The sequence below is a fragment of the Paenarthrobacter sp. C1 genome, from assembly GCF_049315185.1.
Classification (GTDB): domain Bacteria; phylum Actinomycetota; class Actinomycetes; order Actinomycetales; family Micrococcaceae; genus Arthrobacter; species Arthrobacter nicotinovorans.
Genome location: NZ_CP186052.1, coordinates 1,189,581 through 1,213,617, shown reverse-complemented (window position 1 = coordinate 1,213,617; position 24,037 = coordinate 1,189,581). Strand labels below are relative to the sequence as shown.

25 protein-coding genes are annotated in these 24,037 nt (G+C 63.1%); 14 read left to right on the top strand and 11 right to left on the bottom strand.

Annotated elements, in window-relative coordinates; translation table 11 throughout:
* Positions 1–193 precede the first annotated feature (193 nt).
* The 3 genes from ACNAOU_RS05840 to ACNAOU_RS05830 are packed head-to-tail and all read left to right on the top strand — an operon-like array spanning position 194 to position 3,459.
* Positions 194–1,141, top strand: coding sequence for an N-acetylglucosamine kinase (locus ACNAOU_RS05840; RefSeq protein WP_055974608.1), 948 nt, complete (start codon positions 194–196; stop codon positions 1,139–1,141).
* A complete protein-coding gene (gene murQ, locus ACNAOU_RS05835) occupies positions 1,116–2,066 on the top strand; it encodes an N-acetylmuramic acid 6-phosphate etherase (protein ID WP_018777208.1) in 951 nt (316 codons plus the stop codon). Before ACNAOU_RS05840 ends, murQ begins: the two co-directional genes overlap by 26 nt.
* Positions 2,067–2,106: 40 nt before the next feature.
* Positions 2,107–3,459: an MFS transporter gene (locus ACNAOU_RS05830; RefSeq protein WP_422758241.1), complete on the top strand. Its 1,353-nt coding sequence runs from the start codon at positions 2,107–2,109 to the stop codon at positions 3,457–3,459.
* 69 nt (positions 3,460–3,528) lie between these two features.
* Here ACNAOU_RS05830 and purN read toward each other — a convergent pair whose 3' ends face one another.
* Positions 3,529–4,098: a phosphoribosylglycinamide formyltransferase gene (gene purN / locus ACNAOU_RS05825; RefSeq protein ID WP_018777206.1), complete on the bottom strand. Its 570-nt coding sequence runs from the start codon at positions 4,096–4,098 to the stop codon at positions 3,529–3,531.
* 11 nt (positions 4,099–4,109) lie between these two features.
* On the opposite strand from purN, the gene ACNAOU_RS05820 reads away from it, so the two are divergent.
* On the top strand, positions 4,110–4,559 hold the full coding sequence (locus tag ACNAOU_RS05820) for a hypothetical protein (RefSeq protein ID WP_026267087.1): 450 nt from the start codon (positions 4,110–4,112) through the stop codon (positions 4,557–4,559).
* A gap of 24 nt (positions 4,560–4,583) precedes the next feature.
* Here the strand turns inward: ACNAOU_RS05820 and ACNAOU_RS05815 are convergent, their stop codons facing one another.
* From ACNAOU_RS05815 to ACNAOU_RS05800, 4 genes are all read right to left on the bottom strand, one after another.
* Entirely contained in the window at positions 4,584–5,918 is a 1,335-nt protein-coding gene (locus ACNAOU_RS05815; RefSeq protein ID WP_422758661.1) for a DUF6350 family protein, read from the bottom strand.
* An 892-nt stretch (positions 5,919–6,810) separates the two neighbouring features.
* The gene (locus ACNAOU_RS05810; protein ID WP_018777203.1) at positions 6,811–7,188 is read right to left on the bottom strand and encodes a hypothetical protein; all 378 of its coding nucleotides are present in this window, start codon (positions 7,186–7,188) and stop codon (positions 6,811–6,813) included.
* On the bottom strand, positions 7,185–7,583 hold the full coding sequence (locus tag ACNAOU_RS05805; protein ID WP_422758240.1) for a J domain-containing protein: 399 nt from the start codon (positions 7,581–7,583) through the stop codon (positions 7,185–7,187). Before ACNAOU_RS05805 ends, ACNAOU_RS05810 begins: the two co-directional genes overlap by 4 nt.
* A 228-nt stretch (positions 7,584–7,811) precedes the next feature.
* On the bottom strand, positions 7,812–8,234 hold the full coding sequence (locus ACNAOU_RS05800; RefSeq protein ID WP_018777201.1) for an Hsp20/alpha crystallin family protein: 423 nt from the start codon (positions 8,232–8,234) through the stop codon (positions 7,812–7,814).
* A 140-nt stretch (positions 8,235–8,374) separates the two neighbouring features.
* Here ACNAOU_RS05800 and ACNAOU_RS05795 point away from each other — a divergent pair, with 140 nt between their 5' ends.
* From ACNAOU_RS05795 to ACNAOU_RS05785, 3 genes are all read left to right on the top strand, one after another.
* Positions 8,375–8,818 (top strand): MerR family transcriptional regulator, encoded by a 444-nt coding sequence (locus ACNAOU_RS05795; protein WP_422758239.1) that lies wholly within the window; start codon positions 8,375–8,377, stop codon positions 8,816–8,818.
* A gap of 162 nt (positions 8,819–8,980) precedes the next feature.
* Positions 8,981–10,150 (top strand): glycosyltransferase family 4 protein, encoded by a 1,170-nt coding sequence (locus ACNAOU_RS05790; RefSeq protein WP_422758238.1) that lies wholly within the window; start codon positions 8,981–8,983, stop codon positions 10,148–10,150.
* Positions 10,147–11,532 (top strand): UDP-glucose dehydrogenase family protein, encoded by a 1,386-nt coding sequence (locus tag ACNAOU_RS05785; RefSeq protein WP_422758237.1) that lies wholly within the window; start codon positions 10,147–10,149, stop codon positions 11,530–11,532. The genes ACNAOU_RS05790 and ACNAOU_RS05785 overlap by 4 nt, the downstream gene beginning before the upstream one ends.
* Positions 11,533–11,540: 8 nt before the next feature.
* On the opposite strand, the gene ACNAOU_RS05780 is transcribed toward ACNAOU_RS05785, so the two are convergent.
* Complete coding sequence (locus ACNAOU_RS05780; RefSeq protein WP_422758236.1) at positions 11,541–12,236, bottom strand: uridine kinase; 696 nt, start codon at positions 12,234–12,236, stop codon at positions 11,541–11,543.
* A 270-nt stretch (positions 12,237–12,506) separates the two neighbouring features.
* Between ACNAOU_RS05780 and ACNAOU_RS05775 the strand changes: the two genes are divergently transcribed.
* The 4 genes from ACNAOU_RS05775 to ACNAOU_RS05760 all read left to right on the top strand — a co-directional run bounded on the left by ACNAOU_RS05775 (position 12,507) and on the right by ACNAOU_RS05760 (position 14,529).
* Positions 12,507–13,109: a hypothetical protein gene (locus tag ACNAOU_RS05775; RefSeq protein ID WP_422758235.1), complete on the top strand. Its 603-nt coding sequence runs from the start codon at positions 12,507–12,509 to the stop codon at positions 13,107–13,109.
* A gap of 75 nt (positions 13,110–13,184) precedes the next feature.
* Positions 13,185–13,601: an SRPBCC family protein gene (locus tag ACNAOU_RS05770; RefSeq protein WP_079581126.1), complete on the top strand. Its 417-nt coding sequence runs from the start codon at positions 13,185–13,187 to the stop codon at positions 13,599–13,601.
* Positions 13,601–14,029, top strand: coding sequence for a MarR family winged helix-turn-helix transcriptional regulator (locus ACNAOU_RS05765; RefSeq protein ID WP_055974580.1), 429 nt, complete (start codon positions 13,601–13,603; stop codon positions 14,027–14,029). Before ACNAOU_RS05770 ends, ACNAOU_RS05765 begins: the two co-directional genes overlap by 1 nt.
* Positions 14,030–14,115: 86 nt before the next feature.
* Positions 14,116–14,529 carry a hypothetical protein gene (locus ACNAOU_RS05760; protein ID WP_039240223.1) on the top strand — a complete coding sequence of 138 codons (414 nt, stop codon included), beginning with the start codon at positions 14,116–14,118 and terminating at the stop codon, positions 14,527–14,529.
* A gap of 242 nt (positions 14,530–14,771) precedes the next feature.
* On the opposite strand, the gene ACNAOU_RS05755 is transcribed toward ACNAOU_RS05760, so the two are convergent.
* The 4 genes from ACNAOU_RS05755 to ACNAOU_RS05740 form a co-directional block, all read right to left on the bottom strand.
* Positions 14,772–16,028, bottom strand: a complete 1,257-nt coding sequence (locus ACNAOU_RS05755; RefSeq protein ID WP_422758234.1) for an APC family permease — start codon at positions 16,026–16,028, stop codon at positions 14,772–14,774.
* Positions 16,029–16,100: 72 nt separating this feature from the next.
* A complete protein-coding gene (locus ACNAOU_RS05750) occupies positions 16,101–18,647 on the bottom strand; it encodes a LuxR C-terminal-related transcriptional regulator (protein ID WP_422758233.1) in 2,547 nt (848 codons plus the stop codon).
* Between the two features lie 401 nt (positions 18,648–19,048).
* Positions 19,049–19,252: a transcription antiterminator/RNA stability regulator CspE gene (gene cspE, locus ACNAOU_RS05745; protein ID WP_011773907.1), complete on the bottom strand. Its 204-nt coding sequence runs from the start codon at positions 19,250–19,252 to the stop codon at positions 19,049–19,051.
* Between the two features lie 233 nt (positions 19,253–19,485).
* Positions 19,486–19,944, bottom strand: coding sequence for a hypothetical protein (locus ACNAOU_RS05740; protein WP_422758232.1), 459 nt, complete (start codon positions 19,942–19,944; stop codon positions 19,486–19,488).
* A gap of 356 nt (positions 19,945–20,300) precedes the next feature.
* Here ACNAOU_RS05740 and ACNAOU_RS05735 point away from each other — a divergent pair, with 356 nt between their 5' ends.
* Positions 20,301–20,558: a hypothetical protein gene (locus tag ACNAOU_RS05735; protein ID WP_064721980.1), complete on the top strand. Its 258-nt coding sequence runs from the start codon at positions 20,301–20,303 to the stop codon at positions 20,556–20,558.
* A 9-nt stretch (positions 20,559–20,567) separates the two neighbouring features.
* Positions 20,568–21,812 (top strand): flavin-containing monooxygenase, encoded by a 1,245-nt coding sequence (locus ACNAOU_RS05730; RefSeq protein WP_422758231.1) that lies wholly within the window; start codon positions 20,568–20,570, stop codon positions 21,810–21,812.
* A gap of 5 nt (positions 21,813–21,817) precedes the next feature.
* Here ACNAOU_RS05730 and ACNAOU_RS05725 read toward each other — a convergent pair whose 3' ends face one another.
* The gene (locus tag ACNAOU_RS05725) at positions 21,818–22,447 is read right to left on the bottom strand and encodes a dihydrofolate reductase family protein (RefSeq protein WP_422758230.1); all 630 of its coding nucleotides are present in this window, start codon (positions 22,445–22,447) and stop codon (positions 21,818–21,820) included.
* 461 nt (positions 22,448–22,908) lie between these two features.
* Here ACNAOU_RS05725 and ACNAOU_RS05720 point away from each other — a divergent pair, with 461 nt between their 5' ends.
* Positions 22,909–24,030 (top strand): HNH endonuclease, encoded by a 1,122-nt coding sequence (locus ACNAOU_RS05720; protein ID WP_275778477.1) that lies wholly within the window; start codon positions 22,909–22,911, stop codon positions 24,028–24,030.
* Positions 24,031–24,037: the final 7 nt, after the last annotated feature.

Genomic DNA, 24,037 nt, shown 5'->3' with positions numbered 1-24,037 from the left:
CAAGGGTGTCGGATTTCGCATTCAACCATGCTCCCGAAAAACGATATCCAACATTCAGTTATCCACAGATTCGTCCCTTGGAGCCGGGGCGACCCCTCCTCCACAGGGCATTGTGAGGCCCGGTCTGCGCCTGATATCCGAACAATGGCACGCAGAGCCGGCCCCACAACGACATGCAACATAGGGTTGAGCCATGGAAGCGCCCAACGATGTCGTTCTTGTTGCCGATGTAGGAAAGAGCCGCTGCCGCGTGGAATTGCGCCGCGGAACTGAGCTTCTGGGCGCCGCAGACCAACACGGTTTTCCCGGCGTCCACGTGGAGAATGGCCCCACACTGGCGTTCGAGCTGCTCCTTGAAACTGTCGCCCTGCTCCCGCCCGCTCTTCCCCTCGGTGCGGTCACCAGCGTCGGGGCGGCCGTAGCGGGCGTGGCAGCTTCCGAGACGAAGGCCCAGGAACTGGCCACCCTGTTGTCGCAGCGCTTCAGCGTCCCCGCAGCTGTCCTGTCCGATGCCACGGCCGCCCAGCTCGGCGCACTCCAGGGCGCCCCGGGCACTACGTTGATTGTCGGCACGGGCGCCGTCGCCTTCCGTTTTGATGAAGCCGGGGTCCTGCACCGGGCCGACGGTTGGGGACCGTATCTGGGTGACCGCGGCAGCGGCCGCTGGATCGGCCAGCGAGGTCTGCAGGCAGTCCTCGAAGCGCACGACGGCGGTCCCTCCACGTCGTTGTCGGCCGCGGCAGGGGCGCTGGTCGAGTCGCCGGAACTCCTTCCGGGATGGTTGGCCGAACAGGAGAACCCCTACCGGGCGATGGCCCGGTTCGCGCCGCTGGTTCTGCAGGCAGCGGAGGCGGGTGACGCCGTCGCGCATGGCATAGTCGCTGAGGCATGCCGCATCCTGACCCGCACCGTGGAGCTCGCCTCCGGCGGGGACGGCACGTCACGGCGCGTGGCATTGCTGGGCGGAGTGGTGGGATCGGACTTCTTTGCCGCGCTCTTGCGGAAGTCCCTCGCTTCGGCTGGGATTGAGGTGGTGGCGCCGCTCGGCGATGGCTTGGACGGTGCTGCCCTCGCTGCGACGCGCCGCGGGCTCATCCAGGAAAGGTACATCCACCGTGACGGAACAAACTGGCCCGACTGACGCGGACAAACTCGCAGGCCTGCGCTCGGAACTAGCCGGATTGCAGACCGAAGCCGCCGCCGAAGGCCTGGACAACCTGGACATCCTGGGCACCGAAGAACTCGTGGCGGCCATGCTCGCCCACAGCGCGGGAGTACACGCCGCCGTCGCAGCTGCCAGCCCGGCCATTGTGCACACCGTCGACGCCGTTGCGGAGCGGCTCCAGCGCGGAGGCCGCCTTTTGTATGTGGGAGCCGGGACGGCCGGACGTTTGGGTGTGCTCGACGCCAGTGAGTGCCCACCGACATTCGGCACCCCGCCGGGACTCGTCGTCGGGCTGATCGCAGGCGGACCCAAAGCGATCCAGCACCCTGTGGAATACGCCGAGGACAACGCAACGGCCGGCGCACGCGACCTGCACGATATCAACGTGACCGAGGCGGACGCCGTCGTCGGCATTACTGCCTCCGGGCGGACCCCGTACGTGATCGGCGCGCTGGAGGAAGCCCGGAAGCGCGGCGCGTTCACGGCGTCGCTGGCGTGCAACAAGGGCTCGGCCGTGAGCCATGTGGCGGATGCGGCGATCGAGGTGGTGGTGGGTCCGGAGTTCATCGCCGGCTCCACCCGGTTGAACTCCGGCACGGCGCAGAAACTTGTCCTCAACATGATCAGCACGCTGGTGATGGTGAAGCTGGGCAAGACCTACGGAAACCTCATGGTGGATCTGCGTGCGACGAACGAGAAGCTGCAGGCCCGTTCGCAGAGGACCGTCCAGCACGCCACCGGGGTTTCCGCCCAGGAGGCCGCCGCAGCATTGGACTCCGTGGGCGGCTCGGTGAAAGCCGCGATTCTGGTGCTCCTGACGGGCATCGATGCTGGTCAGGCCAAGGGTGCGCTGGAGGAAGCCGGCGGTTTCCTGCGCAGGGCCATCGAGAACCAGAAGTAACGTTGCCCGGCAGCGCATAAAGTTGCATGCAGGAGGCCCAATGAATACATACACAGCCGTGCCCAGCGGCGAACAAGTAGTGCAGGAACTGCCGTGGCGGTGGAAGGTTCAAGGCAGGATCTTCCTGATCGGTGGCCTCGGGTTCATGTTCGATGCCTGGGACGTCACGCTCAACGGCATCCTGATCCCCCTGCTGTCCAAGCACTGGTCGCTGCAGCCGGCCGACGCTGCGTGGATCGGTACCGCCAACTTGATCGGCATGGCCGTGGGTGCGTTTGCCTGGGGCACTATCGCCGACACCATTGGGCGGAAGAAGGCTTTCACCGCCACCCTCCTGATCTTCAGCATCTTCACCGTTCTGGGTGCGTTCTCGCCGGACATCGTATGGTTCTGCATCTTCCGCTTCATGGCCGGCTTCGGCCTTGGCGGCTGCATCCCCGTGGACTATGCGTTGGTGGGTGAGTTCACGCCGCGCAAGCAACGTGGCCGGGTACTGACAGCCATGGACGGTTGGTGGCCGGTGGGCGCTGCCCTGTGCGGGTTCGTATCGGCGTGGCTGGTTGCGGCTTACGGCGACTGGCGGCTCACCATGCTGATCATGGTGCTCCCCGCGTTGCTGGTTTTCTGGATCCGGCGCAGTGTTCCGGAGTCTCCTCTGTTCTTGATCCGAAAGGGCCGGCGGGCCGAGGCAGCGGCCGTCATCGATGGGCTGGTGGACGCGACCGGGGCTGAGCCGCGGGCTTACAGCCTGCCCGAACCCCAAGCCGCTCCCAGGCTCTCGGCGGGTTCCGCGTGGACCCAGTTGCAGCGGATCTGGCAGTTCAACTGGAAGATCACGACGGCTGCATGGGCTTTGTTCTTCAGCATTCTGCTGGTCTACTACTTGTCGCTGACCTGGATGCCGCGCATTCTCATCGGCGCGGGGTTTGAGGAGTACAAGGCGTTCGTGACCACGGCGGGAATGGCCGCCGTCGGGCTTTTGGGCGTCGTGGTGGCCGCAGTCCTGGTGGAGCGTGTGGGACGCAAGTGGATCCTCGCCATCACCGGTCCGCTGTCCGCGTTGACGCTGGTGATTGTGGCGTTCGTGGTGGATGTGCCCTCCGCAGCCGTGTTCTGGCTGCTGGTGTTCGGCTTTGTGGTGCAGGTGGCCATCCCGGTCCTGTACGCATATGTTTCCGAGCTGTATCCGACGGAGCTGCGTGGCTCCGGCTTCGGCTGGGCTTCTACGTTTTCCCGCATCGGCGCCGGATTCGGCCCGTTGGTGTTTGCTTCGTTCTTCTGGCCGGAGTTCGGGTTGGCGACGTCGTTCGCGCTGGCGGGTGGGCTGGTGCTGCTCTCCGTGCTCTGGATGGCGTTCTTCGCCCCGGAGACCAAGCAGCAGAGCCTCGACTAGCCCGTTTAGCCAGCGAGGGGTGGGCGCCCTTGGGGTGGGCGCCCTTGGGGTGCACGTGGGTGGGCCGGCTCAGTTGGGTGCGGCGGCGAGCTCGGCGAGGGTCTGGACCAGGAGGCGGCGCTCCACTACCTTGATGCGTTCGTGCAGGGTTTCTTCGGTGTCGTCCGGAAGCACTGATACAGCTTCCTGCGCGATGATGGGCCCTGTGTCCACACCGGCGTCGGCCCAGTGGACCGTGCAGCCTGTGACCTTCACGCCGTATGCCATGGCGTCGCGGACACCGTGGGCGCCGGGGAATGCCGGCAGCAGGGCCGGGTGCGTGTTGACGTACTTGCCGCCGAAAGCGTCGATGAAGTCCGCGCTGACGATCCGCATGAATCCTGAGGAGACCACAACATCCGGGCTGTAGGACAGGACCTTGTCCCGCAAGGCAGCATCCCACTCCGCGCGGGTTTCGAACGAGTTGAAGTTCACCACGAACGTTTCAATGCCGGCTTCGTCAGAGCGCTCCACACCGTAGGTATCGGGACGGTCAGCGCCCACAGCGGCGATCTCGACATCCAGTTCACCCGACTTCACGGCGTCGATGACAGCCTGAAGATTGGAACCGGTACCGGAGACAAGGACAACAATGCGCATTGCACTAGCTTATGGGCGGCTCGCGTAGGCTGGAAAACATGAATCCCGACGTCGGCCCCCGGCCGAGCCAGCAACCTCGCTCCGAGGCCGAAAAGTCCGCCCTCGGCGTGACCCAGAACCTCTTCCGCGCTTTCCTTTTGTCGGCTTTGGGCGCGTTCTTTGTGTTCTCCCTGAACGTGAATTATGTGTGGCTGAGTGCCATTCTGACGCTGGCCGCGTTGGTGTTGGGCATCGCGGTTCTGGTGCGGACCGTCAAGTACAAGCACCCGCGGTTGATTCTCTTCGGGACCATTTCAGGCCTGGTGGTGACCGGCGTTATGTGCCTGCTCATCCTGACGTCGGCCCTTTTCTTCAAGCAGGTCAGCACGTACCAGGATTGCGCCCGGTCAGCACTTACGGAGTCCGCGAAGACGCAGTGCCTTACGCAACTTGAGAAGTCCATGCCGGGCTCGCTCAGGTAGCCCGGCACCACCGGACCTGCGCGCTCAGGCGTGCTCGTCGTCGTACGCTGCCTCGTCCAGGTTGGCCTCACGCAGCTTCTGGCGGCGTTCCAGCCAGGGCCCGACTGCGTAGCCAATCACGACGCCGATACCCACTTCCGCAGCCAACCAGACTGCCGTCCACAGCGGGTGGGGCCCGATTTCCGTGAGCCGCCCTATGCCGGCAGAACCGCGCGCGACCCACGCCAGTGCGCCACCAAGCAGGCCCGCGACGGAACCAATGAAAGCGCCCAGGAACAGCGTGGACACGGTGGCCGTGAACCAGCGGGCCTTGATCTTGATGGAAAGCCACTCGTCGAAGTGGTTTTCGCCTTCGCGGAGGAACCACCAGCCGGCCAGGATGCCTGCCACTACCGGCAACGCGAGCGCCATGGCTCCGAAATCCAATTGCCCGGCCGGCAGGCTGCCCAGGATCGGGACCGCCGGAAGTGGTCCCACGGAAGTGCCCAGCGGACCCGCGGTGGAGCCGATGCCCAGTGAGAAGCCGGCTCCCGAGGACCATGACAAAGCGAAGATCACCAGGTTGGGCAGGAAACCGAGTTGGGCGATCGTGAGCACAGCGCCGCCCAAGGCGCCGGCCTGCAGGCCTTCGTAGACTGCGATGATGTCCGTCCAGTGCCACACAATGGTCACAGCCAACAGCACGGCTGCCAGGCACATTGCGGCCATCGCGGCCACGAAACCGGCCTTCAGTGCTGAGCCGACATACGAGCCTGCCCATCGTGAATGCTGGCTGGTCTTGGAGAGCCAGGCGACGGCGTCGACACCGATCAGGCGGCTCCAGGAACCGGCCTCGCGTCGGGCGCCGACGATCATGCCCAGGCCGAACGAGATCAAGGGGATGGACATGGCCAACCACAGATTGATGACTACTTCGGGTGTGCGGCACACAAATCCGGTGGCTGCGCCGAACGCCGCGTACACAACGAAAGCGCCCAGGAACGCCTGCCACAGCTGATCGGTGTAGGAGGCACGGGCCAAGCGACGGCCGGCACGCCATGCCAGCAGGAACGGGATGAGGGTCAAACCCAGCGGAATCAAAGACAACAGTCCCGACCCCGGCTGCGCAGCCGCGGCGCCAACGTTCACGTGAGCCAGTTCCAGCGGCACCCCGTGGATCAGCAACCAGGCCTGGCCGCCCAGCCGCGCAAGGGTGTCCACGGCGCGGTCCTGGAAACCGTCTGTAGCCCACACTCCGACGAGCGGAAGCACCACAACAATGGCCGAAATGAACGCTGCCTGGGCCGCTTCCAACCCGCCCTGCAGCCAAAGGGGCATAGGGAGGCCACGGTTTCCGGTCTGATCAGCGCGCAGTTTCATCGTGTTCAATCGTGCCACGGCGAGCCGCTCTCCCCCGTCAGGCGCCCCTGAAATACCGCGAATTTCAGCGCTTTTTCCTGCTGGCCGCCGTAAGATGGGAGGTGTTCTCCCGGGGCAGACCACCACTCCCTGACTGACATTGAAGCCCGGAAACAAACCGAAGCCGGGAACTAGGAGCGGCCAATGGATAGGTGTCACAACTTTTAACAGAAAGTCGTACTAGCAGCTGGTGCAGCCGCCTTGGAATTCTTTCCCAGGCTGCACCAGCCTTCTTTTGCCCACGCGCTCTTTCGCCGAGGGGTTGGCTCTCGGCACTTTGGGGGCGCCCTTTCGCCGAGGGGTTGGCTCTCAGCACTTTGGGGGCGCACCTTTCGCCGAGGGGTTGGCTCTCAGCACTTTGGGGGCGCACCTTTCGCCGAGGGGTTGGCTCTCGGCACTTTGGGGGCGCACCTTTCGCCGAGGGGTTGGCTCTCGGCACTTTGGGGGCGCACCTTTCGGTCGAAACCTCGCCCCTCGCGGAAACCACGACGGCGGTCCGCCGGGTTTGGGCGGCCACCCAAACTGCCCTGCGCCACATTTGTGGTTCCGCGCCACCCAAACTGCCCTGCGCCACATTTGTGGTTCCGCGCCACCCAAACTGCCCTGCGCCACATTTGTGGTTCCGCGCCACCCAAACTGCCCTGCGCCACATTTGTGGTTCCGCGCCACCCAAATTTGGGTGGCGTCAATGCGTATCCATGGCGGCCATCGGTTTGCGCGTCATAAACGCTCGACGCCGGCCGAGGCGTCGGCACCCACCTCGCCGAGGGGTTGGCTCTCGGCACTTTGCAAGCACACCTTTGGGTCGAGACCTCACTCCTCGCGGCAACCCACAAGACGCTCGAACGCTCACTCACAACTGCGGGCCGTAGATGAACTCCTTGGCATGATTGACGGCCTTCTTGAAGGCGTCGTTGCGAAGTGTCACCTGTTCCTGGTTGGCGCCTCCTTTTGGTTCCACGAACGTGGTGGGTCCGGGGCGCAGCATCCAGATGTCACCTGCCGGCGGCAAATAGAACACCCCGAAGGAGCGATGCTCTGGATCGTCGGTCCAGATAGGGACGACGGCGACCGCGGCACCGGTGTCCGGGTTGATCCACTGCGCCCGGGGAAGGGGTTGTTCGTGGACTTCCGGGTCCAGGAACGGCGCTGTCCCCCTGCCCCAGCGTTGTTCGAACCGCTCGTAGAACGCGGGGATGATGTGGCCGTCATACGGACGCCAAGCACTCATGGATTACTCCTTGGTGTTCTCAGGTTTCTGGACGAAGGTTCCCAACGGGTGGGCCCAAAGGTGAGCGGTGACTGCTCGCCGCTCGTCCCAGGCCGTGGTTCGCGCCTGTGCACCCGGACCTTCACGGGTGTTCCGCCGGCACCAACAATGGATCCACTCCGCCGCGCCCGATCGTATGCCGCCCGCTTTCCTGGGTCCGACAACACGACGTACGCCTGCATGATGGCGTGCAGTTCCTGGAGGTCGGCCGCGGAGGTGGCGTCGCCGTCGTCGACCTTTTGGCGGGTGTCCGGGTGGTGGGTTCGCAGCAGTGCGCGGTAGGCGCGGGTGATTTCACGCGCCGTCGCGTCCGGCGGCACGTGGAGGGTGGCGTAGTAGTCGGGTTGCGTACTCACTGCGGGTTCCGGTTCATGCTGCGGATCAGGCGATGGCCCCCGGCCTGGGCCGGGGGCCATCAATCGGGAGACGACGGGCGGGGGGTCGCTTTCATGTGCGCTAAGAAACGCTGTGACGTGGCACGAAGCCTGCGCCCGACTTTTCCGATGCGGCCGCCTCCGTCGTTCCCGGTCGCTGCCCTGCCGGTCGGCCACCCCCGGGTGAGCCTTCCGGCAGGACGGACTGGATTATGCGTTGATCTCCTGCCTCTGCCCATTGGATGTGATTTCAATGCGCCGTGGCTTGGCCTTCTCGGCGACGGGGATGCGGAGTGTGAGTACCCCGGCGTCGTAGCTGGCCTGGACGCCATCGGTGTCCAAAGTGTCACCCAGGATGAGTTGCCGGCTGAAGACACCCTGCGGGCGCTCGGCGGCAATCATCTCCGTGTTCTCGCCCGCGGGCGACTTCCGTTCTGCCTTTACCGTCAGGACGTTCCGTTCGACATCCAACTCCACCGAATCAGGGCTTACGCCAGGCAGATCGAAGGCAACAACGAATTGTCCGTCCTCCTGCCATGCATCCATCGGCATTCCGGCCGGGCGTGCTGTTGTGCCAAAAACCTGTTGGGCGAGCCTGTCGAATTCGCGGAACGGGTCAGTGCGCATCAGCATTGGGTTCTCACTCCTTTGGTTTTGATGCTGATTCTGTTGTAGGTTCCAGCCTGTTCGATCTTTGTTGGCTGGTATAGATTTTTTATAGCACTGGTGAGAGAGTGGTGCAAGTAGCTTTTTGGAAGATTTCGGAGGTTCTTATGGCGGTTTCGGATCGCGCGACTGCTGCCCAGGAGCACGACGGCGGTTTGCCCACCCCAGCGTCCGACGGCCGCCCTGATGGTGGCCGGGACACGCAAGGGGTCTATGCGATCTCAGTTGCCGCGGAACTGGTGGGAACCGGGCAGCAGAACATCCGGCAGTACGAGCGCAAGGGTCTGCTCACCCCCGAGAGGACCGACGGCGGCACGCGCCGCTACAGCGAAAACGACCTGACCACACTGCGCCGGATCGGGGTGCTCCTGGACGAAGGGTTGAACCTGGCCGGTGTGAAGCGGGTGCTGGAGCTCGAGGAGGAGAACCGCGGGCTGAGCGAGGACAACCGTGGGCTGAGTGAGCACAACGAGGAACTCCGCGCGGACAACCGGGGGCTGCGGAAGGATTTGAAGAGGGCACAGGGTGGGCGACCAACCGAACATCAGTAAGTCGCTTCCGGCTTTCCTACTCCCAGTGCGAGTGTCTTCTTCAAGACTCCCCCTGCTTGCTGCGAGTCGGAGACCAGCCCAACCCACCTGTTAACCCACTCTTCCCGCACAGGCCACCCCCGCGCACCCAGTAAGCCACCCGCCGCGACCACCGTGGGAGGCGTGAGGATCGCAATCGTCGCCGAATCATTCCTGCCACTGATGAATGGGGTCACCCATTCGATACTGCGGGTGCTGGAGCATCTGCAGGAGCGCGGGGATGAGGTGATGGTGATCGCGCCGTCGACCTCGGACACTGATGTTTCGAGCGTCGAGAAGGGCGCGTATGTGCACCGGCTTCCCTCGGTGCCGCTGGCCGGTTACACGAATGTGCGGGTGGCGTTGGGTGGTGTGAATCGGGTCAAGCGAATCCTTGCCGATTTCGCGCCCGACGTCGTTCACCTCGCCTCCCCTTTTGTCCTCGGCTGGCGCGCCGTGCAGGCCGCCCACCAACTCGGCATCCCGACGGTCGCGATCTACCAAACTGAAGTCCCCAGCTACGCGGGCCGCTATGGCGTGCCGTTCCTGGAGAACTGGGCCTGGAACCGCGTGGACAACATCCACCTCCTAGCCACCCGGAACCTGGTGCCGTCCACTTTCGCGCTGAACCAGTTGCGCGGACGCGGCATCCTTCGCGTGGACATGTGGCGGCGCGGTGTGGATACCGCGCGCTTCAATCCCGCGAAACGTTCGACGGCGTGGCGCAGCAAAGTAGCGCCTGACGGTCAGCGCATCATCGGCTACGTCGGCCGGCTCGCCGTCGAGAAGCAGGTGGAGGATCTTGCCGTGCTGGCGGATGTGCCGAACACTAAGCTGGTCATCGTCGGCGATGGCCCGCAGCGCGAAGCTCTCCAAGCCGCGCTTCCCAACGCCCATTTCGCCGGTTTCCTCGGCGGCGAAGCCCTGGCGGAGGCCGTCGCCGGTTTCGACCTCTTCGTCCACCCCGGCGAGTTCGAGACGTTCTGCCAAACCATCCAGGAAGCCATGGCGTCGGGCGTTCCGGTGGTGGCCACGGGTCGCGGCGGCCCCTTGGACCTGGTGGAAAACTCCCGCACCGGCTGGCTGTACGAGCCCGGAAACCTCACCCAGCTCCGCGCCTACGTCCAGGACCTGATGGGCGACGACGCCAAGCGCCGCGCGTTCGCAACGGCAGCTGCCGCTTCGGTCCAGGGCCGGACGTGGCCGGTGCTCAGCGCCGAGCTGGTCCGTCATTACAACGAAGTCATCTCCGGCGTGCCCAGCGAAACAACCGGCCCCTCGGAACTCACCTCAAGCAAAGGACCCTCTTCATGAAGATCTCCGTGATCGGCTGCGGCTACCTCGGGGCAGTCCACGCTGCAACTCTGGCGTCCATGGGCCACACCGTGGTGGGCATCGACGTTGATGCCGCCAAGGTGGAGCAGCTCAACAAGGCGCTGGCCCCGTTCCATGAACCGGGGCTGGATGAGCTCCTGAAGGACGGCCGCACCACGGGCCGGCTCGTGTTCACCACGAATTTCGCGGCTGCAGCGGACGCGCAGGTGCACTTTCTCTGCGTGGGTACCCCGCAGTCCAAGACCTCGGACACCGCGGACCTCTCGTACCTGATGGGCGCCACGAAGAGCCTCCTGCCGCACTTGGCGAAGGGCGCCGCCGTCGTCGGTAAATCCACGGTGCCGGTAGGCACGGTCGAAACGCTTCGCGCGGTGCTGGCCCGACGCTCGGACGTGCTGCTCGGCTGGAATCCGGAGTTCCTGCGGCAAGGCACCGCGGTGAAGGACTCGCTGGTGCCCGATCGGCTGGTGTATGGGGTTCCGGGTGGCAAGGGCGCCGCTGCGGGCGCGCCCGTCACCGCCGTGCTGGATGCGGTATACGAACCTCTGATCTGCGCCGGCATCCCGCGGCTGGTCTGCAACTTCGCGACTGCGGAACTGATCAAGTCGGCGTCGAACGCGTTCCTGGCCACGAAGGTCAGCTTCATCAACGCGATGGCCCAGCTGTGCGACGCGTCGGGCGCGGACGTGAGTGAGTTGAGTGAGGCGATGGGCCTGGATCCTCGTATCGGCAACCGCTACCTGCACGCTGGGCTCGGCTTCGGTGGCGGCTGCCTGCCCAAGGACATCCGCTCCTTCCGGGCCCAGGCGCGGGAATTGGACGTACCGTCCGTGGATGAGTGGATGGCGTTGGTGGATTCAGTGAACCTGGACCAGCGTTCCCGCGCGGTGGAGGTGGCCCGCGAAATGTGCTGCGGTTTCCTGTCCGGCCGTACCGTCACGATCCTGGGCGCCGCCTTCAAACCGGACACAGACGATATCCGCGACTCCCCCGCACTGGACGTCGCCCAGCAACTCGCCGACGCCGGCGCCCACGTCACCGTCACCGACCCTAAAGCCATCAACAACGCGTGGATCCGCTACCCGCAGATCCGTTTCGAGGCCTCCACCAAACGTGCCCTCGAAGGCGCCGAACTGGTGCTGCTGCTCACCGAATGGGACGAGTACGTCGCGTTGTCGCCTTCTGTTGCCGGTTCACTGGTACGACGCTGGATGGTGCTGGACGCTCGAAACGTGCTGGACGCGGAGGCCTGGCGGAGCGCCGGGTGGACGGTGCGCGGCTTGGGTACGGGCGCGTCAGTGGTTGTCGACGAGGAAGGCACCACCGGCGGTGCCGACCGGAAGCGGCACGCGCGAGCGTAGCCGGCTGATCAGCGCTGCCGCTGTGCGGCCTCTGTTGCAGACAGCAGCCTTGGCTGTTCGGGAAGAGTGTTGTCGACAACTCGTGTGGCACTCCTCCATGGCCGGCTCTCTTCAAAGTAGAGCCGCTGCCCGCCAACGTAGCGGCGCATAGAGGGGTGTTCAGGGTCCGGGTTGCTGCCATCCCTGACGGACATGCGCCTGGCCGTTTCGGCGAAGGGAACATCGAGGAAAACGGAGTAGTCCCAGTGGCCGGCCATCTGGTCGCGGTGGAGGAACATTCCCTCCACCAGGATGATCGCATCGGACGGCGCCTTCCGGGGTTCGGGGTGTAGCGGCACATCCTTTCGGACATCCGCAGCTGCCGGACGATACACTCCGTCGCCGCCCTTCCCGAGCGGGGTGAGGACGTACTTTTCGAGCGCGTCGTAGTCATATGTGTCCAGCCAGAATCCCTCGGGCGATGCCCGGCCCCGGCGGTGTCGGACTTCCTGAAGATTGAGGAAATCGTCGACGTGAATAATCAGGACCGGGCGGGCCTGGGACAACGTAAGCGCTTCCGACAACCCCTCGGCGAAGGTTGATTTGCCACTGCCATCCACGCCGTCGATGCCAACGAGCTGCCGTCCAGCCCCGAGTGCCTGCAAGTCTGCTGCCAAGAGACGGAAAAGCCCAGCCTTTCCCATCGTCTCGTTCTCCCCAAGCATCCACCCATGGTTACACAGGGCAGGCTCAGCCATGTGGCACGTAATATGCGACTTTTTCACTCCCGCCCTTAAGGCGGGTGTTATGGTCGCAGCACGCGCCATCGCATCGGCGCACTAAAAGGGGGCATTACGTTGCAAAAACAATTTTCGCGCGCCGAAAAACAGTCAGCATCCAGCCGGAGTACTCGGCCCAAAGCACTTGGCATCACGGCCATGGGATCACTGTTCATTCTGTTGACGGCCTGCGCACCGATTGGAACTGCCAGCTCAGTGAGCAGCTCCAGCGGGTCGCCGGCCACCACCTCATCACCAAAGCCCACGCCAACACCCAGCAAGATCTCGGGCACGTCCTGTTCTGCGGAGAAAAAGACCCAGGTTCTGGCAGGCGAGACGTACGTGTGCGCCGCTGATCAGACCGGGAAACTGACGTGGTTGGATTCAGCCACAGCACAGGCACTGAATGACCAGCGTGCCGCCTCGGCCAAGGCAGTGGCGGATAAGGCAGCTGCAGACAAGGCGGCAGCTGCAGACAAGGCGGCAGCTGACCAAGCCGCAGCGGTAAAGGCAGCAGCGGACAAGGCGGCCGCAGACAAGGCGGCTGCCGACCAGGCAGCTGCAGCGAAGGACGCGGCCGACAAAGCTGCAGCCGACCAAGCAGCCGCGAACGCGGCACCCAAGGCGGTTCCCGTCGCGCCGGCACAAAGCCAATGCGACCCGAACTATGCCGGTGCCTGCGTGCCGATTGACTCCGACGTCGACTGCGCTGGCGGCAAAGGCAACGGTCCCTCATACGTCCGAGGCCCTGTGACTGTGATCGGTTCGGACATCTACGGCCTGGACAACGACCACGATGGCATCGGCTGCGAAAAGTAAATCCTCGCGCTCCATGGACAAGATGATCTATGCACAGATAGTCTGTGCATAGATCATCTTCCAGAGGAGGCAGCCATGTGGGACTACGAACACAGCGTTGAGACCGGCGCGGCACAACAGGACATCTGGCGCCTGTGGGCCGACGTCGAAAGTTGGGGCGGCTGGAACGCCGAGATCGAGCGGATCGAGATCGACGGCCCCTTCGCTGAGGGCGCGACCATCCTGATGACACCTCCGGGCGAGGACCCCATCGCGCTGCAGCTCGCCGAGGTGGTGCCGGGTGAGCTCTTCGTTGACGAAGCGCGATTCGACGGCTTGCTGCTGCGGACCACCCACCGCATCGAAAAGCTCGACGGCGGCCGCGTCCGGGTTACCTACCGGATGGAGATCTCCGGCGCCGGGGCAGACGATATCGGGCCCGGCATTGGACCTGGTATCACGGCAGATTGGCCCGAGACCATGGCTTCCCTCGTCGAACACGCACAGCTCTGATGCCGCTCAGCCCCGGCGAAAGTCCAGGATTCCTGCTGTGGCACGCGACTCTTCGCTGGCAACGTGAGGTCGCGGCGGCCCTGGCCCCGCACGGCATCACCCACGTGCAGTTCGTCCTGTTGGCGTGCACCTGGTGGCTCAACAAAGAGGGCGGCCATCCCAATCAGCTGGCCGTAGCCCGTCAGGCTGGCACCGACGTGAAGATGGCGTCGCAGGTTCTGCGCACATTGGAACAGAAGGGCCTCATCGAGCGCGAAGTGGACCCTGCGGACACACGGTCCAAGCGGCTGCGAGTCACACCGGCGGGGGCAGAGCTGGCCCCGCTTGCCATTGCCGCCGTTGAACTCGCCGATGCCCACTTCTTCGGACCTGCTTCCGCCGGTGACCTGGTCCCCCTGTTGAAGCGGTTGGCGCATCCGGAGGATTAGCCGGCGGTATTTCGCGTCATGGGTCCGCAGTTCGTCGCACTACCCCTATGCCGGGGGTAGGGCCGACGAACGACGAGGATTTTCCAGTGATTACGCACTTCTACCCTGCAGCCCTTCGAATACTCACGAGCATTGTTGCTGTCTGTTCTGCGGTGTCGGCTACCCTCCTGGGAATGGCTCCACCCCCGGAAGGCCTGAAGGTGCTTGATCCCGCGGACCTGCGGGCTACCGCGGTTGTGCTGACCATGGCATTGGGTGTGGTGGCGCCGGTAGCCGCCTTGGTAATGGACCCGTTGAGGTGTTTGCTGCTGAAAGCGGGAGTGTTTGCGGCGTCCGGATTCGGCAACGCCATGATGCTCAGTCCGTTGCTGGTTGTTCCCTTCCAGGAGACTCCCGCAGTGCTGGCGGTGATGTGTTCCCTTGCCATGACCCTCGCCAGCATTGTCACGTTCATGGAATCCGTTGAGCGCAGGAATGCCCGACGACGTGCCAACACCTAGAGCGGCCACACCCAACACCTAATTTCATGCTCTTTGCGAACTAAACCGCGCCCAGGACCACCTAGTTTCGGGGTTTCGATACCTAGGGCCGGAAATCCGGCCATATGGTTCTTTTGTGCCTCCGGAGCAGGGATCCCGGTGTCCGGCGGGTAACCCCACCTGCTCCAGACGTAGGCGGCACTACGGCACGGCTCCACCCCACTACCCCCGGTGGAGTCGTGCCCAGCCGGACCTCATTACACTTAGGTCCGGTTTCGGCGGAGCCGCAAAAGGCGGTAGATGATCCCCGCCGCGAACATCAGCACACCAAGCCCCACGGAGAGCGGCGGCAACGTCATCACCAGACCCACGCAGGCCACAGCGCCAGCCACCTGAAGGAACTTGGGATATCGGCGGTCTTCCTGCGGTTGGGTGTACGCGGCCACATTGGCCACCAGGTAGTAGAGCAGCACACCGAAGGACGAGAACCCAATGGCGCCCCGGAGGTCCGCCACTGCGATCACGAGGCACACCACAACGGCCAAGGCCGTTTCTGCCCGATGCGGGACCTTGTACTTGGGGTGCACGGCAGCCAGCCATGGTGGTAGGTCACGTTCCCGGGCCATCGCCAGGCTGGTGCGTCCGAGGCCCGCAATCAAGGCCAGCAGCGCCCCCAACGAGGCCACGGCCGCGCCGACTCGAACCACCGGAGCCGCCCACGCCATCGAGCCTGTCGCTACGGCGTCGGCCAGTGGCGTCGGTGTCCCGGCTACCCCCTGCGGACCGAGCACTCCGAGCAAGGTAATCGCAACGACGGCGTAGATGACAATGGTGATTCCCAGCGCGATGGTAATTGCCCTGGGGATGGTCCGCCGGGGGTCACGTACTTCCTCGCCCATGGTTGCGATTCTGGCGTAGCCGGCAAACGCAAAGAACAGCAGGCCGGCCGATTGGAGGACGCCGTACCAGCCGTGTGCCAGGAGCCCCTCACCCACAATGTTCCCGAAGTCCGGGCCGGAACCACCCCAGACTGCTGCAACGGCGATCGCCAAGGCACCCAGCACGGCAACCACGAGCACCCGGGTAAGGCCCGCGGTTCGGGTCACGCCGTGATAGTTCACGGCGGTCAGAAGTACGACGGCGGCGATCGCCACCGGCCGCTCCCAGCCCTGCGGTGCGGCGTAGGCGGCGAAGGTCATTGCCATCGCGGCGGCACTGGCCGTTTTGCCGATGACGAACCCCCATCCGGCAAGGAACCCGGGCCATTGGCCGAGCCGTTCACGACCGTAAATGTAGGTGCCCCCGGAAGTGGGGTACCTCGCCGCGAGCTGCGCAGAGGAGGTGGCGTTGCAGAAGGCCACGAAGGCCGCCATCACCAGCCCGATCAACAAGCCTGATCCGGCTGCTGCGGCCGCGGGGGTGAAGGCCGCGAAGACGCCGGCTCCGATCATGGATCCCAAGCCGATAAGGGAAGCATCGAAGGTACCTAGGCGTCGGGCCAACGTGGGTGGCTGGTTCACAAGAGCCCTTTCAGCATCTGCCAGGGCACTTATGTAAGTGCCATGGGAGGGACGCTGACAGCATATCCAGTGTCACTCGGGCGGCAGTGAATTTCTGGCCAGGATGAAGAGACGATTGCGCGAAGTTGCGCCGGTCTTTCGCAGAGCGTTGGAAATGTGATTCTCCACGGTCCTGGCACTGATTCCAAGTTGTTCAGCAATCTCCACATTCGAGCGGTACCCGGCCAGCAAGGCTATTTCGGTTTCCCTGTCCGTGAGGAGCATTGACTTCACCGCAATGAAGGAGACCGGTTCGAAGGCTGCCGGGAATCGGGCCGCGAACAGTGATGACTCCCCCGCGAGGACTTCCGCAGTGTCTGAGTCGCCGTCCAGAACATGACGTTTGAGGCCGCCCTGGAGCAACATGCCAACCTGGTAGAGGTCGATGTCCGGTTCGTAGTGCTTCAACAAACTGCTGAGCGTCTTGTGGTCTCCCTCCACCACAGCAGTTGCGATGGCCAGGAACTGTTCATGAACGGTGATGTTGCTTTCCCTGAGGATCCTCTTCAGCAGGTCCAGCACCGGGCGAGCCGGACTCAGGCAGGTGCACAGCAGCGCCGTCATCATTCCTTCCAGTACGTAACCGCTCTTCAGCTGCCGGTTGATCAGTTGTAAGGCGCGGCGGTCAAATCCCGCCGGCCGAGTGTTGCTGCCGGCGACCAGTGCGTAAGTCCCCTTACCCACACCAGGCAACGGACCGACGTCGGGCACTTCCGTCCGCGCCTGAGTGGCGATGGATAGTTCCGGCGCCGCCGAAGACGTGGCGTGCCGCAGGCCCGCAAGGCGCAGCATGGCGTCGTAAAGTACGTCCACCACAAAGCCCGGCCGGCCCATCGCGAACACGCTGCTCATCAGGTATTCGGCTTCCTCGAAGTAGCCGCGGTAGAGCAGTCCGTGGACCGCGATGTAACTGCTGCTGACCACTCCGAACTGGTCGAGGTTCTTACGGGCTTCGGCACGCCAGTCCAGTGCGAACACCAGCGATTCGTCGATCTTGCCACTGGCAAAGAGGGAGAAGCCGGTGATGAATGGCCGTAGGTGCGGGAAGATCTCGTCGTCTTTTGTGTCCTTGATGACTTCCAGGGCCATGGTCGGATTGAGGCGGTAGAGATGCATAAGGCCCTCGATCAGCTTGCCGATCCCCGGCACCTGGCCTGTTCCCGACTCAAGCCGGGCCTTGGGGACGCGGCTGTGGGATCCGCTGAAAAATAGAATGGCGGCGTCCGCACCAAATTTTAGTCCTGGATGTGTTTCACCCAAGTTCTTCAGGATCCCAACGGCCGAGTTCAATCCCCTGCCCGTGTTGATGGCGAGGAGGGCCTTGGAGATGGTGAACAGCAGCAGGTCCGAAGGGTCGGCGTCGTGGGTTGATGTTTCCGTGCAGACGCGCTGGGCGCGCTTCACATCCACAGGTGCGCCCCAATAGATGCGCAACAGCGCAGCCGCATTGGCGACAGACTTTTCGGCTTCCCACCGTTCAAAGCGGGCGCGCTCACGGACCGTGCTGTGTTCATGAAAGTGCCTGGCCGTAACGGCGTCGTCGCTGCTGCGCTCTCGGCGGAGTGAGGCGAGCACACGGGAGAGGCAGTCTGCGGTGGTGAAGGTGTCGGCAGACGCTGGCGTTGACTCCAGCACACCAGCGATTCTGCTCCGCAGCAGGTGCCTGTCCCGTAGGGACTTCTGCCCGTTGAAGTAGTCTGCGACCACAGGCGGGCTGACCGCCGCCGTGGCGCCGTTGTGGTGATCGTCCATGACGGACAGCAGGCCCTTGCGCTCGAGCGCATCCAGCACGTCGGGGTGCACGATCTTCTGAAGGACATCGATACGGGCCGTACCCAGAATGGCCATGGCGTTCAACCCCGTAAACTCGTCCGCGGTGAGCTCCGCCAACAACCCCTCGATGGTTCCGCGGAGATGATCGCTCCAAAGCGTCTCACCGGTCATGCGCCACAACCCACCACGCCTGACCAACAGATCGCTCAGTGAGGCGGTCTCTGCGATCTTCACGATGAGGCGAGGGTTGCCGGCCGCCTTGGTCAGAATCCGCGCTGTCGTGTCAGCATCGGCTGATCCGCCCAGCACTTGGGAGAGCAGGGTGTGGACTTGCTCGTAGTGAAGAGGGTCCAGCTGGAGGACGGCTTCCCGCCCGTGGTTGAGGACAGCCAGTTGGCTCTCGGAGAAGGTGACGTTCTCGGGTGCCGTGGCAATCAACGGGCTGCTCGAACGGCCGCGGACAGCTTCAAGAACAGCCAAGGATTCGTCGTCAACGAAATGGATGTCATCCAGGATCAGGACATGTTTGCCACTCATGGCCAGGTGACTTGAAAGGACATCAGCCAGATCCAACACCCCGCTGCGGCCTGGCCGCAGATCGAGTCCAAGGCTCTCGATGGCCGAGAAGGGGATGTTCCTGTGTGTACGGAGACCTTCGATGACATGGACCATCGCTCCGGATTTCTCCAGGCTTGCGATGACGTTGCGCACCACCGTGCTTTTGCCGCTGCCGGGTACCCCAACGATGCGCACACCAATGCCGTGCGCTACATAGTCCAGGACACGCTGGACCTCTACATCGAACACCCGATCCAACCTTCTGCTTCTGTGCATGACCGACATTCGGCTCACCTCGCAGGTTAGATCTTGAACAGCGGACTAGGTGTTGAAAATGGCTTGCACAGGCGAGATCTGCCAAATCTAGGTGATGATTTGGGTCGATTCGGGTGGTGAGCGGCATCAACTAGGTGGTGGCGGCGGAGTTCGCGCTGGTGTTTGGTGTTCGGGCAGATCATCGGTACCCCTTGCGTCGTGGTCTCTTGCTACCGACGCTACGGTCTGCGTTGGATGAATTACATTGGTGTAATTCGCTATGTGGATATGTATTCGAATCCACTCTCCATCGGTAGTAGACATCTTCTATCCGGGGAGCGACAAAAAAGCAGGGCCGGTCAGTGACCGGCCCTGCTTTTTGCGTTATCCGAAGACTAGATAGCCTGGATGTTTACTGCCTGGGGACCCTTGGGGCCCTGCTCGACGTCGAAGGAAACCTTCTGGTTCTCTTCGAGGGAGCGGTAACCCGAGGAGTTGATCGCAGAGTAGTGAGCGAAAACGTCCTGGCTGCCATCTTCAGGAGAGATGAAGCCGAAGCCCTTTTCGGAGTTGAACCATTTCACGGTACCTGTAGCCATTTTTTTCAGTCCTTACTGAAGGTGGAGATTCTCCCGACTTTCGGGTCTCCGGTGTGGGGTGTTCTCCACCGTTACTTCAGAAGGTCACGATCCAGATGGATCATGGGGACTGCCTGAACTACCAAATGCCAAACACAACAACACCATCAAGTCTACAGAGTTCTGAGCAGATAGCTAGTGCTGGGAAATGTTTTATCCATCGGATGTGCCAGACAGCCCCAAAATCAGCTGGATCACAGTCCCGAATGGACCGCACCCTGCGATGCAACCGCGCCTTCGGGAGCCTGCTGTTGGAGTTTTCCGTCAGCACCTCGCACCCAGTGACGACCGTCGCTGTCCATGAAGGTCACCGTGCCCATGTAGTCGATGTTCCCGGGGAGGGGCTCACAAACGTGGCTCGCGTCGATGTATACAGGCCAACGGTCTTGATGGCTGAAGAAGTAGCGGCCGGGAGGGAGGATCTTGGCCGTAGCCTTGATCGCCGGAATCGGGTGGTCCCTCCGCGTGACCCCTTCGGGCCGTTCCAGGGTCAACCGGAAGATCGGCGCCTCACTGGAATTGACCAGTTCGATGCCCCACTGCTCTTTGCCTTGAAACTTCTTCTTGACCGGCCAGAAGGCGACCCGCCCGGCTTGGCGCCGCTCCGCCGTCGTGATTGCTCTTTGGTCCCGTTCTGCCTCCAAGCGGCGCATCCGCTGGGACTCTTCCACTGTTTGCCGCGAATGTCACGTTGCTTTGGCGACGAAGAACAGCGCCGTGGCCGTAGCCAGCGCGCCAATAATCTGCGCTATATCCACCCAAAAATCCATGCCCAGCCTTTCCGAGATCCGCCTTCACGTGCCCTTCCTCTGATACAAGGCACCTCTTGTATGTGATCCGAGCCGGCCGGATATGACGGCGTTCGCGTCACGACCCGGCCTCAGCCCGCACTTCTCCTAAAGGAACACTGCGAGCGCCCAGGGGGCCAGTCACATTGAGCTGCACCGAAATCCCGCCTGGCGGATCGTCGTCCGATCACGCGCATCCCAAGAGTCCTTGGAGCAGTCATTTGCTGCGGAACTTCGACCTCGAGGTCATCATTGAGATCTCTGGATGCGAGCGCAGCGCCTCACGCCTGCTACGCGGGGAGCCGTTGTCCGGAGTCGACGTCGGACCTCTCGCCATGGCGAATCATGCCGCCCGGCACATGGGCTACCTGCCGCTTTTCGAGCTGGGCGGCAAGGCGCCGTCCGTTGCTCCCGGTGTGGAGGATGTGCTCCGCAAAGTTCTCCCCAACGCACTGTTCCCAAGGGGTGGCCGGGCGTAAAGTCCACCCATGGGACGCATCCCGGAAACCGTCGTTATCGGCGCAGGCCAAGCCGGCCTCACGACGAGTTATTGGCTCACGCAATTCGGCGTGGAGCATCAGCTCCTGGAGCGGCGCGACACTTTGGGCGGCGCTTTTCAGGATCGTTGGGACGGCTTCTACATGAACACGCCCAACCTTTCGCTGGACCTTCCCGGGATGCCGTTCGACGACGGCGACCGTGACGCCTTCATCCCCCGCGAAGCCGCAGTGAACCTTTTCAGGCGATACGCGGAGCTGATTGCGGCGCCGGTCCACACGGGCGTTGACGTGACCCGGTTGTCCGCTTCTCCGGAGGGCGGGTTCCTGATCGAGTCCTCCCAAGGGAGCATGAGAGCCCGGAACGTCGTCCTGGCCACGGGCGCCTATCAGGTGCCCAAGGTTCCCGCCCCGGCCGTCAAGCTCCCCGCCGCCGTGACCCAGCTGCACACCCACGATTACCGCAATCCGGAGCAACTGCCCGACGGTGCCGTGTTGATCGTAGGGACCGGCCAGTCGGGCGGTCAGGTCGCCGAGGAGCTGCACGACGCCGGCCGCGACGTCCACCTCGCGATCTCCGTCGTTCCCGAAGCCCCTCGCCGCTACCGTGGCCAGGACCTCATCTACTGGATGCTCGAGACCGGCAAACACGGACCTGACTACGGCGTCAACGCACTCACCCGTGAGGCACTACCCTCCCCCGCGTTGCGGTTTGCGCCCAATCCCCTGCTTTCCGGTACCGACGGCGGCCACAGCATCCACCTGCGCGAACTCGGCCGCCGCGGCATACACCTGCACGGTCACCTTGAATCAGTCGACGACGGCGTCATCACCTTCAGTGACGACCTCCCCGAACGCCTCGCAGCCGTTGAGTCCGCGTTTGGACAGCGTTCACGCAAGGCGATTGATGCGTATATTGCGGCAGCGGGGATCGATGCACCGGAGCAGGCGGTTGCGGAAGCGGATGACTGGTTGCCTGCGGAGCCTTCGCGGGTGAGCCTTGCGGAGGCGGGCATCACTTCCGTGTTGTGGGCTTCCGGATACAAGCTGGACTTTGGGTTTGTGGACCTGCCGCTGGTGGATGAGTGGGGGTATCCGAACCACTCCCGGGGTGTCACGGAGTTTCCCGGGCTGTTCGTGGTCGGGTTGCCGTGGCTGACCCGGCACTACTCCTCCATTGTTGGAGGCGTGGGGCTTGACGCGGAGTACGTGGCGGGGCGGGTTGCTGGGGATTGAAAGCCTTACTGGCTTTCCGCCTGATCAATCTCCGCCATGTTTCCCACCCCAGGAGTCCCCTCAACCAAGGCGTAGCGTTGCATCACAGCGCCCTTCGGGGAGGCAACCACGGGCTCGATAAGCCGAAGGTTCGTTGGCACCACCCCATCGGCGAACACCTTCTTCCCGCTGCCCAGGAGGATTGGATAAACCCAGAGGTTGAGCTGATCGAACATGCGTTCAGCGAAAAGAGTCTGGACGAAATCGAGGCTGCCGATGACGTGGACGTTCTGGTGCTTCTCGCGTAGCTCCCGCAATTCAGCCACTGTGTCTGGGCCGAGAAGCGTGGATCCTCCCCACTCAAGATGCGGCGACTGACGCGAGGCCACGTACTTCGGAATCCGGTTGAACAGCTCCGCGATTTTGCCACGCTGGTTCGGCCAATACGAAGAGAAGATGTCATAGGTCCGCCGGCCCAATAGCAGCGCGTCCATCCCCGCCATACCGGAATCGATCTGCTCGCCGACAACCTCGTCGATGAGCGGCGCCTGCCAGCCGCCGAACGCAAAGTCGTTGGCAGTGTCCTCTTCCGGCCCGCCCGGCGCCTGCGCGACCCCATCGAGGGTGGTGAACAGGTCAATGTGGATCAGTCCCATGTCGGGTTCCTTCCCTGCTGCCTGCCGTCACCCCGGCGGCAGGATCAAGTCGAGAGTTCCACAGGTGAGGCGACTAGGCAATGGTCACCGGACAGATACGACGACGCCGACAGCATCTTGCGCTGGCACAGGCCCACCGTCTTGGCCTTGGTAGATGAGAAGACAGGCTAAGCCGAGTCCCGCATCTTCTCGGCGCCCTGGCGCCGCTCAAGAATCACCCAAGCCACCGTCGTCGGGGCCCCGACCAGCACCAGGAGTGTCATGCTTCAGAACCCATCGATCACTTTGGTGAACTGCAAAGTCAAAACGGCTAACAGCAGGACTGTGGATGCAATGTTCCAAATGCGGAGCTTACGTGCCGTAGTCATTTTCGGAATCGTCCCCCTACGATGTCGTCCAAGAAGCCTAAGGAGATCTGTCCTCGTGGTGCATCCAGTCCTGGGACGATGACATCACCCTGAATGGAGATAGACATCCCCTATTTATGTGCAATCCAGGAACCGAATGTGACGCGGTTTTCGTATATTTTGGAGGAAGGATCGTTGGCAGCACTGCCAGACTCAGACGATCCGCCGCTTCGATGCCCCCAGATCGTAGCTGGCACAAAAGGGACAGGAATCGAGCAGATCGCCGTGGTTGAGCACGTACTGAAGAACCCGGAAGATGGCGAAAGCACGGCGCGGGTACAGCTTTCAGCCGCCATCATGGCGGAGAGAGTCCGACGAGAGGCACTATGGGCGTCGCTTCTCGCGGCGGGTGGGCCCACCGACGTTCCACGGGCTCTGCCAAGGGCACTTGGGATTTACGGCAACCAAGCCGGCATATTCGTCCCAAACGCGGAAACCAGAACGCTGGAAACTCCCAGGGGCATTGCCCTCTCGTTCCTCAATACAGGTCGCCACTACGATGACGAGCTAACAGATACGGGCGTCATCTATCACTATCCGACGACGGGCAGATCCGGACACGATGCGTCCGAAATTGAAGCTTCCAAGGCTGCGTACAGAGCCAGCCTTCCAGTTTTCGTCATAGGACCGGGCCGCAAATCAACGACAAGAACCGTGTACCGCGGTTACATCGAAGACCTGGACGACCGGAACAGGGTGATGCTCATAACCTTCACGCGGTCGGAACTCCCTCCACCGCCACCGCTGCCGACGGAACATGATGAGGCTTTCAGGCTCACAATTGAGGACGACGCGTCGAGCTACAGCGCTCGGAGGAACAGACCGAATCAAGTACGTTTCGCCTACGACGTTTACAAGCGCTACGGCCACGAGTGCGCCGTTTGTGGGTTGAGCATCCAAGGCCTTCTGCAGGCAGCACACTTGCTCGCGAAGAAGCGCAAAGGAAGCGATGACCCACGCAACGGCCTCCCGCTTTGCGCGAATCATCATTTAGCCTTCGACCGCGGCTACTGGTGCATGGATACAGACTTGATGTTGCATGCCAGCCCAACCGGCCCAGCACTCGACGAGCTTGCCATCACGCGGAAGGATCTTCTGCACCTTCCCCGAGCCCCTCATTTGGATGCTGTAAATCGGGTGTGGGGCAACTGGACGGCGGCTACACGAACACGCTAGACGGCAG